Genomic DNA, 15,577 nt, shown 5'->3' with positions numbered 1-15,577 from the left:
TCTAACGCTGTTTTTCATTAAACTTGCGGTTTATTCGGATAATTTTTCACCACAATGCGGACAGTAATGATATTTCTTTTTCTCCTGTTCCTGACTCTCAAGTAACTTCTCCCTGACCAGTTGGATGATAATTTCATGGGTCTGCTCTTTTGGTAAACCCACTTTTTTCCGAATTCGTTCAATTTCAACTTGGTCATGCAACAAGTCCAGCCCTTTGGCTTGCAAGGCTTCACGAAACTCCTGTTCCAGGCTTTGATTACGCTGGTTTAATTCATTGGCAAGGCCTGAAGCTAAAATACCTGCGGGCAAAGCTGCAATACCGACACCCAGAATTGTAATGAATGCACCCAGGATACGCCCTAAATTGGTTACAGGCGTTACATCACCATAGCCCACTGTTGTCAATGTAACAACCGCCCACCACATTGCTTTTGGAATTGAGCTAAATGCTTCAGGCTGGGCTTTATTTTCCACCACGTAAATTGCGGATGCCGTCATCACAATCATAATGACCAAAATGAAAATAACCGCCTGAAATGAACCTTTTTCTCGCTGGATGACACGTAAAAGTATCTGTAATGACACGAAATAACGGGTTAGTTTGAGTAATCGGAATAGTCGTAAAACCCGCAGGAAACGCAAATCAAGATGTACAAAGAAATTTAAGTACGCAGGTAAAATCGCCATGAGGTCAATAATCGCCCCGCCACTTTTCATCCAGCGAAACCGCTGCTTCCATGCTGATTCCTGTGGATTTTTCTCAACGATGCTCCATAGCCTTAATAAATATTCACCGCTAAAAATAAGGATTGAGAGATTTTCAAAAATATTGAAATAAGGCTGATATAGCTTATACAAGTCATCCACTGACTCCAATAGCACCGCTGCAACATTGGCAATGATTAGGGAAATCAGTAAGTAGTTGACACAGGTACTCACCTTACTTTTATAGTCATCATCATGCAGATTGTTATAAACAAACTGTCTTAGCTGTTGCCATGAAAATTGAGCCATACCATATTTATCGTTATATAAATCAGGTTAAAATGTATCATGTTGCTCAGGCATTTGATAAGTGATTTGTATCATACTAAACCATTCTTAGTGCATGGTGGAAAGAGAACTTTGTCATGAGTGTCGTCAATATCGTTATCTTTGTTGTGATTGGCGGACTTTGGTGGAAATTATTGGGTTATTGGTGATTTTGAATAATATTAACTTCTATAACTAGAAGTTAATATTGAAATTTTTTAAACAATAAAAATTCAGCGATCCCAACTCTTAGTATCTAACTCAGCCGAACCAAAAACCTCTGATGAACATACATCCTGAAAATTCATTTTCTGAATAATATCTGTTAGAAAATATTCCAAATATTTCACAATTGAATTGGTATATGAATATACACTTACTAAATCTACTACATTTTCTTCCGCTTTAAATTCAATAAGCCCTATTTTATGCTCATTAAAATGTATGTTTCCCACAGGTAAGGCAAATTGAAAATTTAATTTTTTAAGAAACACCCCAGATCGTATAAAATAAGTTTTTACAGTTAATGGACTCTCATTATGAATTACAACCCAACTTAACTCGCCACTTACCGACGAATTAAGAGATGCTAGTCTGTCAACTTTCTGAGCCACATGTGCCAGTACGTTTCTAATTTCACGTACTAATTGTAATTTCTCTTTTACTTTAGATTCAGAAAACTCTTCATTTATATTCATTGTTCTAGTTAATATTATCCACAAACATCTAAATCTATCTATAGCATCAATAAATGCCCAAGCGTCTAAGAGTAATGGTGTAAATGTGTCATTTTTTATAGATTCGTTTTTATAGAATGTTAGTTCGTACAATCCCTTACATAAACGCTTATAACTAAAGTCAATAATTTGTATGGCAGCTCGCATACCATCTAAAGTAAATAGTAACTTTTTATCCAAATTAGCAGGAAGAGAAAACAAGGCAGAATTACTTGTTAGCATAGTTTTTCCTTATGATCTAAAATTATAAATTTAATTTTCTATATTAATAAGGGCTGATTACTCAGCCCTTATTTTTAGCTTTTGGCTTAAACAAATCATAGATTTGCTTGCGCTAGGGAAAAGCCTTTCGGCTTTTCTTAACCCTAGCTCATTAAGTTAATTGAGCAGCCTGAATTTTCTTGGTATCAACTTGATCAGCTTCTTTTGTATATTCGCTCATCTTGTCGAAGTTCAAGTATTTGTAGATGTCAGCAGCAGCGCTGTCAATTTGTGACGCGTACTGTTGATATTCTTCAGGGCTTGGTAATTTACCAAGTACCGCAGCTACAGACGCAAGCTCAGCAGAAGCCAAGTAAACGTTTGCACCTTGACCTAAACGGTTCGGGAAGTTACGCGTAGAAGTCGATACACAAGTCGTGTTCGGTGCTACGCGTGCTTGGTTACCCATACAGAGTGAACAACCTGGCATTTCAGTACGTGCGCCTGATTTACCATAGATGTTATAGAAGCCTTCTTCCATCAACTGATGCTCATCCATACGCGTTGGTGGCGCAATCCAAAGACGAGTTGATAAAGAACCACCTGGTACTTGCTCAAGCAATTTACCTGCAGCACGGAAGTGACCGATGTTTGTCATACAAGAACCGATGAATACTTCATCAATTTTGTCGCCTTGAACGTCAGAAAGAAGTTTAGCGTCATCTGGATCGTTCGGGCAGCAAAGAATTGGTTCTTTGATGTCAGCAAGATCGATTTCGTAAACTTTTAAGTATTCTGCATCAGCATCAGCTTTTAACAGGCTTGGGTTATCTAACCACTTCTGCATGTTTTCAGCACGGCGCGCTATTGTACGAGCATCGCCATAACCTTCTGCGATCATCCACTTCAACATAGTGATGTTAGAACGTAGGTATTCAGCAACTTTCTCTTCAGAAAGCGTGATTGAACAGCCAGCAGCAGAACGTTCAGCAGATGCGTCAGAAAGTTCAAATGCTTGCTCAACAGTCAAGTCATTTTCCATTTCTGATAAGTCGATTTCCAAGATACGACCAGAGAAGATGTTTTTCTTACCTTTCTTCTCTACAGTTAAGTCGCCCGCTTTGATCGCATAGTAAGGAATCGCATGTACAAGGTCACGTAAAGTAATACCAGGCTGCATTTTACCTTTGAACTTAACAAGTACAGACTCAGGCATATCAAGTGGCATAACACCAGTTGCAGCTGCGAACGCAACAAGACCTGAACCCGCTGGGAATGAAATACCGATTGGGAAACGAGTATGTGAGTCACCACCAGTACCAACTGTATCTGGAAGTAACATACGGTTTAACCAAGAGTGGATAATACCATCACCTGGACGTAAAGATACACCGCCACGGTTCATGATGAAGTCTGGTAATGTATGGTGAGTTGTTACGTCAACTGGTTTTGGATACGCAGCAGTGTGACAGAAAGACTGCATTACCAAGTCAGCTGAGAAGCCCAAGCACGCCAAGTCTTTTAACTCGTCACGAGTCATAGGACCAGTTGTATCTTGAGAACCAACAGTCGTCATCTTAGGTTCGCAGTAAGTACCTGGACGAACACCTTGACCTTCAGGAAGACCACATGCGCGACCTACCATCTTCTGAGCTTGTGTAAAGCCTTTACCAGTGTCAGCAGGTTGTACTGGAGTACGGAATAAAGTAGAAGGCTCAAGACCTAATTCTTCACGCGCTTTAGCTGTTAAACCACGACCTATAATCAGGTTAATACGACCACCAGCGCGTACTTCGTCTAATAGTACAGGCGTTTTAAGCTCAGCTTCTGCAATTTGTGCACCGTCTTTGAATGCAGTAACTTTTGCAGCAGCATGATCAATTTTCAATACAACTTCGTCGCCCATGTTCATGTTAGCAACGTCGATTTCAACAGGTAATGCACCTGCATCTTCCATTGTATTGAAGAAAATTGGAGCGATCTTAGAACCTAAGCACACACCACCATCTTTTTTATTTGGAATGTGTGGAAGTTCGTTACCGAAGAACCAAAGTACAGAGTTAGTTGCAGATTTACGGCTTGAACCCGTACCAACAACGTCACCCACGTAAGCAACTTGATTGCCTTTCGCGATCAATTCTTTGATTTGGCTTAATGGACCAACTTCACCTGGTTTTTCAGGGTTGATACCGTCACGCTCGTTTTTCAACATTGCATTTGCGTGTAATGGGATATCTGGACGGCTCCAAGCGTCTTGAGCTGGAGACAAGTCATCAGTATTGGTCTCACCTGTTACTTTAAACACAGTGATTTTGATTTCTTCTGGAACGTCAGCACGGCTCGTGAACCATTCTGCTTCAGCCCAAGATTGTAAAACAGCTTTAGCCGCAGCATTGCCTGCTTTTGCTTTGTCTGCTACGTCATGGAATGCATCAAATACCAGAAGAGTTTTCTTCAATGCTTCTGCAGCTAATTCAGCAAGCTCAGCATTGTCAAGAAGCTCAACTAAAGGAGCAACGTTATAACCACCAAGCATCGTACCTAGTAAGTAAACTGCACGCTCTTTAGTTACAAGTGGAGAAGTTGCTTCGCCTTTTGCTAGAGCAGCCAAGAAAGCAGCTTTAACATACGCAGCTTGGTCAACACCTGCTGGAACACGATTTTCAAGCAAATCTACTAAAAATGCTTCTTCACCTGCTGGTGGATTTTTTAATAATGCGACAAGTTCAGCAGTTTGAGCATCATCAAGTGGCTTCGGTGGGACTCCGAGTGCGGCACGTTCTGCAACGTGTTGGCGGTAAGCTTCTAGCACGGTGTTATTCCTCTTTTTTAAAAAATTACCTGTAAGTTCCAGCTTTCTGTAAGCTTTACAAGCAATATGGACAGCAAAATTTTACTAGACTTCGAGTTAAAAGTTAATGCAACAAGCGTATTTCTACGTGATGACCATTATTTTATAGCGAAATGCCCATCAGTTTGAAATACCGCTTTGGTATAAAGCCAAGGTCCAGTAAAACAATCATTTAATTCCACAAAAAAAGACAACGGTGTTGTCTTTTCGGTTAATACATTAAAATAGTTTATAGTTCGGCAGCTTTTCATGTGGAGTTGCCAAACATTGTTCAGTAAATTGTTGCTTCAGTTTTTCACGTAATGCATCTGGTTCAGCCTTAAGTTCTTCGGCTGGGATTGCGTAGACTTTTTCAATGATACCGAAAATAAACTTACGCGTGGTTTCATCCTCAATTTTACCCGCATGCTCTGTTGCCTGTTTTTGCTCAATTCCATTTTGACGATCCAGCGTAATCGAACGCGCGGCATTTCCCACACTCACACAATAGCCATGCCATTGTTGTTCAGGTGTAAGTGGCTCTTTTTTGCTACAACCGACCAAGACCAAACCTATTGCAATCAACAAAACTTTATTCATCATCATACTGCGACTAATTTGATGCATACATCATACTGAAACTGGTTTATTTTGCAAAAGGAAGTATTTAAAACCGCCCTGTCCGCAATACAAACATACAAATCATTTGCTGCACTGCATATTATTGCCATTCTTTTGGCATTTACTGCCTGTTGCAGAAAGATAGGTATTACCTGCAACCAGATTATAATACCTACCTTTTGAATCCCAGCATCTGACACCATTACAGTTTTTTACAGCGATCAGGGCTGCTACAGCAGCCGCTGTAGATGGACTGGCAGTGGTCGCACCAGCAGCTGGCTTAGCTGAATTTGTTGCAGAAGCGGTGGTGGTCTTAACCGCATTTGCACTGGTCGCCGCTACAGTTGTTTTTGCTTCTTTGTTTGCTACTGGCGGAGGTGTTGTTGGATGAGTTACGGTCTGGGTTGTAGCGGTGTTGGGATTTCTCTTTGCAGGGTCGAGTTGAGGTTCCTGTTTCTGAGTTGGAGGTGGTGTTGCTGAATATGTTGTTACACCACGTGCGTCCACCCACTTATAGTATTCTTTAGCATTTGTTTGAAATGTACAGCCAATCACCCCAAGGCTGATGATTGCCAAAATCTGACTAAAAGTGACAGATTTCATCCCTTTCCTCCCAAAAATATCATAAATATTTTATTTTCAATAACTTATTTTAATTTTAGCATATTTCCTTATTTAAAATAAATGTCATTAAAAAAACCTGTTTTATCATTGTAAAACAGGTTTTTATTTTTACATACTAAAAACGCCAGTTATAGAAAATATCTATCGCGCGTTCCAAAGACTGACTCGCTTCCAGATATAAACGGCGGTTCATTTGATAACGTAAGGTGAGTTTATTCACAGGAGTAAACACACCTATGCCATAGCGGATAAATAAATCTGGTGTGATATACCCTGTCAGGCTGACTTGAGTATCATCTCCTGTACCCTGTGCGTCCAATGCCAGACCACTCAGACCAAAGGTTCGACCAATCTGGTTGGTTAAAGCCCGTGTACCCCCCAGACCCATACTGATACCAGCGGCTGCAATGGTATTGTTCACGTCTGACTTAAAGCCTTCAGTATTGCTTAAACCACTGCCACCCTCATTGATACGTCCCGTAAGCAAGGCATTGAGGGCCTCTTGTTCTGACAAGCCAGCATCATTATAGACCTGAACATTCGGTACAGTTGCCGTACCTGTTACCCGTACCCCAACCATACTGCCTTGCACAGGTTTATTGGCATCAATATCCAGTGTTGGGTTGGCCAATGGTCCATTAAAACGGGCAATGGCTCGGTTCAAGTCCAGACTTTGACCATAGGCTTCAATTTTCACTTTCTGGCTCACCCCAATCGCACCATTGGCACGCATTGCGGTTTCGAGACCACGCTGGGATAGATGCAAACGTCCAACGAGTGGAATATTACTTCCAAAGCCCTGGAAAACAACCTGATTGCCTAACGTCAGGGTCATATCAGCACGAATGTCCCACGGTTTTGCTGACTTTAATGTTGCTAACAAGTCCTGTCCTTGCTGAACAACACGGACATCAGGCGAAACGTTAATCACAGTTGCGGTGGTTTCTGGCATTGAAATACGAGCACGTGGTACATCAATCGTTCCTCTTAAACTCAATTGTTGTTTAAATGGGTAAACATCCAAATTTAAATCAGGTTGCACGATTGCGGTAATCATCGGCGCTTGGCGAATTAAAAGATTATCACCTTTCAAACTAAGCGCGAGATGAGGATCTTCTTTCCAATTGAAGCTACCTTTTAATCGCCCAACCCCTTGCCCACTGTTGAACGCACCATTAATACTGGCTGAATCCTGACGGATTGAGGAATACAACTGGATATTGGTGAGATTGACAGGCAATGAAATCATGCTGATGGCACCATTTTTCAGACGCATTTCACCTGTGAATTGAGGTTGAGTTAAAGTCCCATTCACTTTACCAGCAAGTGCAAGCGTGCCCGCCATTGAACGGACATCCTTGATAAATGGTTTAAAAACTTTTAACTGAACATCATCAAAAGCTACTTCGCCACGCATTGGCATATTATCCTGAAAAGGATTGACAATCACATGCGCATAACCCGTTCCAATATCTGGGGTTTTCATGTCTACACGGAACAACAATCCATCGCTGACACTTTTGGCAATCAAGCTTAATTCATCATAATTCATGGTGGTGGCTGGGTATTGTGGATCATCCGCAGCCAAGCCAATCTCACCCTTGCGTGTCACTAGGCTGGCATCAATTTTTGGACGGTTACCCTGAACCCATGAGGCCTTGGCATAACCATTCAACTGACCCGTAACCACCAATCCTTCTGGCATAAAAGCAGTAAAGTCATTTAAGTCGATATTTTTGGTAATGACAGAGACATTACCCTTGGCCTGACTAATACGTGCAGGCTGATCCAGACATAACTGGCTGTGTGCACTCTGCCAGCAATGCTGCCCAACGTACAGTTCGGATAATCGGGTTGAATACACAATCGCCGCATTTTGATTTTGCACAAGATTAATACGTGGCGAAGCAAAGTTTCCTTTTTGCAGTTGCCCCAGCCATTCATTGTTTGAGTTAAAGCCGCCTACAAGCTGTAGATAGAAATTTGATTGTCGATTTTTGCTTTCAACTTTTAATACATGCGCCTTACGTGTTCCAGCCAGATTGACCATAGCATTCTCGATTTCACGATTGCCACTGCGTAAATGGTCAATTTTTGCAGCCAATAACGTTGGGGTGGTTTCTGATGTTGGCAATTCACCCTGAATACGCAACGATCTAACACTTGCCACATCCTTGAATGCAAAATTATCCACGGCAATATTTGCGATTGCCTTTAAGCGTGGCTGGGACTGCACATTCAGGCTGCCATAGGCACGGCCTTTCAGACCTGGATATAGTTCATAGAGTGCAGGTGCATTGAGCTTGATTTTCAGGCTTTGGGCATTACCCGTTGCCTGTAACTGATTTTGTGCATAGGAAAAATATAAATCATTGGCTTCAAACTGTTGTGGCAAAAAGCCTTTCTGGCTGGAATCCAGCAAGAGCGTCAGGTTGCCGCGTCCCCTGATTGGCTTATTATTAATAAAACCAGCGGCATTCAGTTGACGGATATCAATACGTTTTAGCTGTTCAGACCAGACACCCTGTGTTTTTACGTGACCAGACACTTCACCCTTAACACTGGAAACGAAATATTGGGGTTTAAAACGTACCAGTGAGCCATCCAGATCCCAACCCAATTTATCTTTAAGATTGACTGCACCAGTGGCATAGACTTTACCCGCTACACCATCATGTTTTAGCTGATTGATCTTAATGTATTCAGGTGTACCTGCAACATTGATTTTTAATAAGCCATTGCCCTGATTTAAGGCTTTGAGTGAACCATCATAATTCACAGCAAAACTTTTAAAGCCGCCACCCGCTTTTTGATCATGGAAGATAAGAGCCGCTGTACTTTTTCCTTTTAAGGCAACCGTTTCAGTTTTACCTGCCTGGGCCAGTTGTCCCTTGAGATCAATCTGGTCAAATTGAATGATCTGCTGGTTGGGTTTGGCAAAACCAGTCGCTTTAATCTGACCGTTAAGTAGATTAACAGGTGCTGTTGCAACCACTGTCTGCGGATTAAAATTTTGTGCCTGTAGCTGTGCCTGCCATGCAAGCTGCTGCTTTTCATTTGGCAGTTTCACCTTGGCCTGACCTGTTAGGCTGCCTTTTTCAGCCTGATAATGGAAACGTTCCACATCTAAAAGATCACCTTTTACATCAAAGCGTGCATTATACTGTCCTGTTGGTAACAGTGTTTTCTCATGCGGACGTACCTTGGTTGACACATAGATATCCTGTTGTCCCTCTTTCAGTGTAACATCGGTATGCCCTTCGGCACTACTCAACCAGCCAATATAAGGTACAGCCCGATCAATTCCTTGCCATGCAACATTTAACAACATTGGTTGGGCTTTGTGGTCTTTTGCCTCAGCCTGATTTAGCTTGATGGCCCAGCTTTCATATTTATCGAAATCAAGATTGGCTTTTAAGGACAGCCCTTTTTCCATTGAACCTGATGAACTTAGGTTTGCGTCGAGATTGGGTGGCAAGAAATCCTGAGCCACTTGCGGCACAGTTTTATCTTTCGGGTTTAATTTTTCCAAACGCCCCTTAATATCCCATGACACATGATTATGCCAATTCACCATACCCTTGAGACCGACCGTACCACCCATCAACTGACCATTAAAATCATTGATATTGAGCTGATTTTTCAAGTCAGTATCCATCAGGGCATTATATTTCCCCTCAGGAATCTGTTCACCTTTCAGGTCGGTATCCAGTGTCAGAAGTAACTTTTGAATGTCACCGTTAAACCGCGCCACGCCATCTTTTGCAAATAATTTCTGTTCTTTTAGCAAGGGTAAATGATAATTTTTAAAGAACAATTCGCCGTTCATTGGTACATGGTCACGTACAGGATGAACCACAACCCAACCTGTGAGTAGATCAGGGGTACGGGTTGCAACTCCTGCCTTTAAGGTATCAAGTGTTCCTCTGGCGACAACCTTGATAATCTGGATATCCAGACTTTTTAATGAGGGAATTATCAGGTCAGTTTTGAGATTCAATGGGTATTTACCGATAAAATCCATTTCACCTGTTGCATGCTGGAGCGCCAGATAACCCATATCCATGCGGGAGTCTTCGAACTTAAGCTTTGTTCCCGACCATAAGGCATCCTTTAAATAAATATCACTAAAGTCGGTCTTCGAGGTGCTGGTCTTGATTTGAAGATGGTCTATAGTTGCCTCATCTACCCTTAATACAAAAGGCAATTTAATCGCATCAAAGGAAAATGGTTTACCTGATGGCGGTTTTTTATTCACAATCCTTAAGTTACGTACATCGGCATGGCTTAAGTGCAGTTCCTTGTTTAACAGGGCACGCCAGCCTAAAGACACATCGACCCGATCCAGCGACACATCCACAGCCTTGACTTGCAGCAATACATTTTTCAGGATGATCCCTGAAAGCAGGTTCCCACCCTCATATTCATATTTAATGACTTTCTGGCTTTGCAGCACACGATCCAGTAGGAAAAGGCTTCCCTTGTCCGTAGACATCATCACCATTAACGAGCTGACCAGCAATAAAAGAATGATCAGCACAATCAGCGCAATGCTTCGAAGAATGCGCCGTTGCCGTCTTGGTCTTGTTGGAGGTAACTGCTGTTGTGCTTCCGTCATAATCAACCTGAATTGTTTGACCTTTTAAAGGTTTTTTAAAAAGTTATTAAAGCTGTGGACCAATAAAGAAATGGAGTCGGATTGGGTTGTTGTCATTCGAGATACCTGAAGCAACATCTAGGCGAATCGGCCCAATCGGTGATCTCCAGCGTATGCCCACACCAATACTGTACTCGGTTGGATTGCTAAACTGCTTATCATAGGCATTACCAAAATCAGAAAATATCGCTGCACGCCAGCCATCTTTAAATTGATAGTTATACTCAAGTGATCCCAAGGCTAAGGCCTGTCCACCAATTTTATAGCCATCTTCTTCTGGTGATAGGCTCTTGTAGTCAAAACCGCGTAACGACTGATCCCCACCTGTGAAGAAACGTAAATTATAAGGAACCTTGTTGAAGTTGTCGGTAAAGATATAGCTGGTGTCGCCACGCCCCACAAACTGGTGGTTGTCATTTTCACCCATTGAATAGATAAAACGCCAGCCTCCCGTCAGGATGGCCATGTTGGCATCTGTCAATAATGATTCTGTACCCAGCTCAACCTTGTAAATCTGTTTAAAGCCTTTGGTTGGGTTTAAACGTGAATTGGCATTGGTTTTTGACGCTTCATAACTGAGCAGCAAGGATTCCTGTTCGGAGTCGATTCCTGAAACCTTAAACGCGTCAGGAAGTTCATTGACATCAATATCGCCTTTTTTGGTTAAGCGATCCAGACGGTAACGTAAGCCAAAGGTATTTTGCCAGTCACCCAACGGATTTTTAATCACCCGTTCGCCCCCCATGACTGCTGACTCCACCAGCAGGTTCACACCTGGACCAATATCATCACGCTCTTCACGCTCATAACCACCGACAAGGTTAAAATAGTCATTAAGTGGATGCTTGTAGGGAATACTATAGCGTCCATCAATGGACTGACGAATCTGCGACAATTCAATGTTGGCATCAAAAGAATGTCCATATTTATTGACAATGGCACGACGATACTGGCTACGAATACGCGCACCTGTATCAGTTCCATAACCGACACCCGTTTCCAGACTATTTAATTTATCGGCATTCAATGTCACCACGATTGGAATTTTTTTCTCGATTCGGGTTTGCTCTTCAAGCTTGTGGCGTTCCTCATCTTCATCATCATGGTCATGTGAACGTGGTGCTGTGCGGGCAACTGAATAGGCCTGTGCAGACTCGCCACCAGAGAATACGGTCTCATCGACCACATTTTGTGTGACTTCCTGTGCAGAGGTAACTTTCTGACGTGCCAGATCAGCCTTTTGCTGACTATTCATCAACTGTGACTGCTGAAGTTTCTGCTGGTCTACCAATGCCTGTAAGTCAGGCGCCAATTCCAAAGGAGGTTGAATCGGGTCTGGCTTGATGGTGTCAACAAGGGTGTAATTGAAATAACGGGTATTGGTCAGGTTATTTGCTAAGACATTGACACGCCAAAATGCGTAGTCATTACCCTCTTTCCACGGTGCCAAACTATCAAGCACTTTTTGGGTAAGCGGCAGTGGCTTGCTTGGGTCACTCATACGGTATTCGACTTTTTTCAGCTTATAACGCTCACCCGTCTCATATTTCAGGTTGATCTCTGCTGTTTTATCAGGCTGCGTAATCTTGACATCATGCAAACGCCAGTAGGCATCAAAGAAACCGTTATCATTGGCTGCACTGACAATTTTTGTTTTGGTTTCTTCGTATTTGCCATGATTAAAGATATCACCCTCATCCTGTTCTGGAATTAAACGAATCACTTGTAGTTGAGGTAATCTTTCACCAGCCCCCGAAAATTCAATATTTTGCTCTTTAATCAGGATAGGCTCATTGGGTGTGACAATCACTCTGACCCTGCTGTCACTCAACCGTTCAAATTTATATACCGCATTATAATAACCAACCGCCTGTGCAGCTTGATTGGTTAAGGCCCTTAACTGGGGTAAAGCCAGATTGAAGTCTTCAAAAGCCTCTTGAGTAAAGCTGGATAGTTTGGCCTTGATATTGGTGGCAAGTACGGGAGGTGCACCCGTCACATCAGCAGTGATACGTGGAGTTTTTTCGGCATTAAGCAGGTTTTCAGGATGGAACCGATTCCATATCTTTCTAAAAAATCCGACTTTTTCCTGTGATGATTCAGGCTGGGGCTGGAACTCAGGCAGGGTTCGTCCTGCTTCATTGGCCTCAACCACAATTTTACTGTCGGTCTGGATGTCCTGCATCAGTTTGTCAATGTTGACAGGGGCCTTGGTGACTTCCGTGAGCTCAGTTTGTGAAACATCATTGACCAGCACAGCAGGCGTTTTTGCCGCATTGTCACGGGAATTCTGGGCTTCTTTTTTCGCCTCTTCAGCTACACGGAAAATTTCATCTGCCATGCCCTGATCAATCGTCATGCTGGGCAAATCTTCCAGATTGTCTTCCATTTGGATCGGTTTTAATTCTTCAATCTGGTTTGCGGCCTGTTCCTGCTGTTTTAACGCAGCCAAACTGTCTTGTTGTGGTACCGAAACGGTTTGGGGTTCACTGTCCAGTTGCGGTTGAGGTGATATGGTTTCAGCAACTGTTTTTGCCTCAAGCTGTGTAGTTGAGGATTCCAGCGCTTCATTTTTAGCCAGCTCCGTGATTTTTTCCTGTGCACAAGCAACTGATATACAAGAACTAATCAGAAACCCACCACAAATAAGTTTAGGAAAGCCCTGCATTTTAAAAATTAAATGCATAGAATGACTCAGTGCAGACGGTTTAAACTTTGCTTGAGATGGCATGTAGAACTCTAAACTTATTTTTTAATGTGTCGTTTTTTGTGGATAAAAATTTATTCAAATCTTTGATTTTCATCCAATCAAACATTAAAAAATATCATACATGCATTTTAGTGCATTTTTACAGTTCGTCACATTTTTTTATAAAACACAATGAAGTGAACAAATGATGAAACAAGATGACCGCTTAATGACATCTCGTCGGTTTGCACCGATGTTTTTCACTCAATTTTTTGGTGCGCTCAACGACAATGTTTATAAGCAGGCGCTCCTTCTGGTGATTACCTATGGCTGGATTCAACAACAGTCTGCACCCATCAGCACACTCAACAATTTAGCCGCTTTACTGTTTATATTGCCCTACTTTCTCTTCTCCGCCACCGCAGGACAGATTGCCGATAAATACGAGCGTTCTCAACTAATCCGCTTTATCAAGATTCTTGAGATCGTGATTATGCTGATTGGGAGCGCAGGTTTCTTACTGGGTAATTTATGGCTACTGTTATTTGCCTTATTCCTGATGGGAACACATTCCACCTGTTTTGGGCCAATCAAGTACGCCATTCTGCCTGAAATCCTTAAACCACAGGAATTGATGTCGGGAAATGCATTGTTCCAGTCGGGTACATCTATCGCCATTTTGGTCGGTATGATTCTGGGCGGTGCGGTGATTGCCTCATCTGAGGGTAATTTGCTGTGGATTAGCATCACAGTGGTAACTATTGCCTGCTTAGGCTATTTATCCAGCCGTTTTATTCTGCCGCAAAAAGTGGCCGAGCCTGACCTTAAAATTGACTGGAACTTTTTTCGAACCAGCTTCCAAACCTTGAAATATGTCAAAGGCATCCCTTTGATTTTTACGATTCTGCTTGGCAATTCATGGTACTGGTTTTATGGGGCGACTTATCTCACCCAGATTCCCCAGCTTAGCCAACAAAATCTCCACGCTTCAGAAAATGTGGTTAGCTTATTACTTACCTTTTTCTCCATCGGCATTGGTGTAGGTTCACTACTATGCCGAAAGATTGGTGGGCGTGAAATTAATATTAAGATGGTGCCTTATGGCGCGATTGGCTTAACCTTATTTGCGGTTTATCTGGCTGCAAGCCTTGCTTTTGTGCCTGAACGCACAGGCGAACTGCTTTCATTAAAAGATATGTTTACAGGTGGCATGGTGTATTACCATGTCATGCTTGCCGTAACCTTACTGGGAATTAGCGGCGGGTTTTATATCGTCCCACTCTATGCCATGATGCAAGCCTATTCACCACGTTCCCATCGTGCCCGTGTGGTGGCGGCGAATAATATTTTAAATGCGGTGTTCATGGTGTCCTCTGCAATTTTCTCAATTTTAATCTTAAGCATTTTAAAAATTGATATTAAAATCTTGTTTATCATCACCGCCATTTTAAGTGCGATTTTTTCATTCTGGTTATTAAAACGACTTAAACCCTTGCTGGCAGATACGTCGAATACTTTAGAGGATTAATCTATGCGTCATTACACAGGTCTCGATAAACTGATCAACTCATTTGACCAGGCACTGCGTAGTTTGGTTCCAGGTGCGACAAGCTCCCAACGTACAAACCCTGCTACCGATGAACCATCACAGTTATGTGTCAGTGATGCCCGTCATGTCGCAGGTTTAATGCGTGTCAATCATAGTGGTGAAGTTTGTGCTCAGGCGCTTTATCATGGTCAGGCACTGACAGCAAAACTCCCCCATGTACGTCAGGAAATGCAGCAAGCGGCGATTGAGGAACAGGATCATTTGGCATGGTGTGAAGATCGTTTGAAAGAACTAGACAGCCACACCAGTGTACTCAATCCAATCTGGTACGGTCTCTCCTATGGTATGGGTGCCATTGCAGGCATTGCTGGGGACAAATACAGTCTCGGCTTTGTCGCTGAAACGGAACGTCAAGTCAGCCAGCATTTACAGCAACATTTGCAACAACTGCCCGAACATGATGAACGTTCACGCAAAATATTAGAGCAAATGAATGAAGATGAGCTGCATCATCGTGATACCGCCTTACAGGCTGGCGGCGTGGACTTACCCGTGCCAGTCAAAATCACCATGACTGCAATTTCAAAATTGATGACAAAAACCAGTTATTATCTTTAAGAAATTAAGGGAGTCATAT

General features: G+C 42.4%; 9 protein-coding genes and 1 pseudogene. 3 read left to right on the top strand and 7 right to left on the bottom strand.

Features of this window, described 5'->3' with window-relative positions:
* Positions 1 to 30: 30 nt before the first annotated feature.
* Positions 31 to 1,014, bottom strand: a complete 984-nt coding sequence (locus F973_RS03295) for an ion transporter (RefSeq protein WP_004758150.1) — start codon at positions 1,012 to 1,014, stop codon at positions 31 to 33.
* 80 nt (positions 1,015 to 1,094) lie between these two features.
* On the opposite strand from F973_RS03295, the pseudogene F973_RS15000 reads away from it, so the two are divergent.
* Positions 1,095 to 1,202, top strand: a pseudogene (locus tag F973_RS15000) (2-oxoglutarate/malate translocator); the annotation flags it as partial.
* Positions 1,203 to 1,265: 63 nt separating this feature from the next.
* On the opposite strand, the gene F973_RS03290 reads toward F973_RS15000, so the two are convergent.
* The 6 genes from F973_RS03290 to F973_RS03265 all read right to left on the bottom strand — a co-directional run bounded on the left by F973_RS03290 (position 1,266) and on the right by F973_RS03265 (position 13,433).
* The gene (locus tag F973_RS03290) at positions 1,266 to 1,991 is read right to left on the bottom strand and encodes a hypothetical protein (RefSeq protein WP_004759984.1); all 726 of its coding nucleotides are present in this window, start codon (positions 1,989 to 1,991) and stop codon (positions 1,266 to 1,268) included.
* Positions 1,992 to 2,142: 151 nt separating this feature from the next.
* Positions 2,143 to 4,782: a bifunctional aconitate hydratase 2/2-methylisocitrate dehydratase gene (locus tag F973_RS03285; RefSeq protein WP_004677664.1), complete on the bottom strand. Its 2,640-nt coding sequence runs from the start codon at positions 4,780 to 4,782 to the stop codon at positions 2,143 to 2,145.
* A gap of 258 nt (positions 4,783 to 5,040) precedes the next feature.
* Positions 5,041 to 5,403, bottom strand: coding sequence for a hypothetical protein (locus tag F973_RS03280; RefSeq protein ID WP_416201891.1), 363 nt, complete (start codon positions 5,401 to 5,403; stop codon positions 5,041 to 5,043).
* A 99-nt stretch (positions 5,404 to 5,502) separates the two neighbouring features.
* Positions 5,503 to 6,024 carry a DUF4124 domain-containing protein gene (locus tag F973_RS03275; RefSeq protein ID WP_004759982.1) on the bottom strand — a complete coding sequence of 174 codons (522 nt, stop codon included), beginning with the start codon at positions 6,022 to 6,024 and terminating at the stop codon, positions 5,503 to 5,505.
* A 136-nt stretch (positions 6,025 to 6,160) separates the two neighbouring features.
* Complete coding sequence (locus tag F973_RS03270) at positions 6,161 to 10,663, bottom strand: translocation/assembly module TamB domain-containing protein (protein ID WP_004759980.1); 4,503 nt, start codon at positions 10,661 to 10,663, stop codon at positions 6,161 to 6,163.
* 46 nt (positions 10,664 to 10,709) lie between these two features.
* Positions 10,710 to 13,433 (bottom strand): autotransporter assembly complex protein TamA, encoded by a 2,724-nt coding sequence (locus F973_RS03265; RefSeq protein WP_004759978.1) that lies wholly within the window; start codon positions 13,431 to 13,433, stop codon positions 10,710 to 10,712.
* Positions 13,434 to 13,596: 163 nt separating this feature from the next.
* Between F973_RS03265 and F973_RS03260 the strand changes: the two genes are divergently transcribed.
* Both F973_RS03260 and coq7 read left to right on the top strand, forming a co-directional pair.
* A complete protein-coding gene (locus F973_RS03260) occupies positions 13,597 to 14,919 on the top strand; it encodes an MFS transporter (RefSeq protein ID WP_004758157.1) in 1,323 nt (440 codons plus the stop codon).
* 3 nt (positions 14,920 to 14,922) lie between these two features.
* Positions 14,923 to 15,558 carry a 2-polyprenyl-3-methyl-6-methoxy-1,4-benzoquinone monooxygenase gene (coq7, locus tag F973_RS03255; protein WP_004677677.1) on the top strand — a complete coding sequence of 212 codons (636 nt, stop codon included), beginning with the start codon at positions 14,923 to 14,925 and terminating at the stop codon, positions 15,556 to 15,558.
* The last annotated feature ends 19 nt before the right edge of the window (positions 15,559 to 15,577 follow it).

Origin of the sequence: Acinetobacter sp. CIP 102129 (assembly GCF_000368305.1) — a bacterium.
Taxonomy (GTDB): Bacteria; Pseudomonadota; Gammaproteobacteria; order Pseudomonadales; family Moraxellaceae; genus Acinetobacter; species Acinetobacter parvus.
The sequence above is the reverse complement of the archived record's forward strand: the minus strand, read 5'-3'. Positions and strand labels throughout refer to the sequence as shown.

What these genes read in the sequence shown, in the direction of transcription:
- F973_RS03295 (WP_004758150.1), bottom strand. Translation starts at nt 1,014, where the DNA reads ATGGCTCAATTTTCATGGCAACAGCTAAGACAGTTTGTTTATAACAAT.
- F973_RS03290 (WP_004759984.1), bottom strand. Translation starts at nt 1,991, where the DNA reads ATGCTAACAAGTAATTCTGCCTTGTTTTCTCTTCCTGCTAATTTGGAT.
- F973_RS03280 (WP_416201891.1), bottom strand. Translation starts at nt 5,403, where the DNA reads ATGATGAATAAAGTTTTGTTGATTGCAATAGGTTTGGTCTTGGTCGGT.
- F973_RS03275 (WP_004759982.1), bottom strand. Translation starts at nt 6,024, where the DNA reads ATGAAATCTGTCACTTTTAGTCAGATTTTGGCAATCATCAGCCTTGGG.
- F973_RS03270 (WP_004759980.1), bottom strand. Translation starts at nt 10,663, where the DNA reads ATGACGGAAGCACAACAGCAGTTACCTCCAACAAGACCAAGACGGCAA.
- F973_RS03265 (WP_004759978.1), bottom strand. Translation starts at nt 13,433, where the DNA reads ATGCCATCTCAAGCAAAGTTTAAACCGTCTGCACTGAGTCATTCTATG.
- F973_RS03260 (WP_004758157.1), top strand. Translation starts at nt 13,597, where the DNA reads ATGATGAAACAAGATGACCGCTTAATGACATCTCGTCGGTTTGCACCG.
- coq7 (WP_004677677.1), top strand. Translation starts at nt 14,923, where the DNA reads ATGCGTCATTACACAGGTCTCGATAAACTGATCAACTCATTTGACCAG.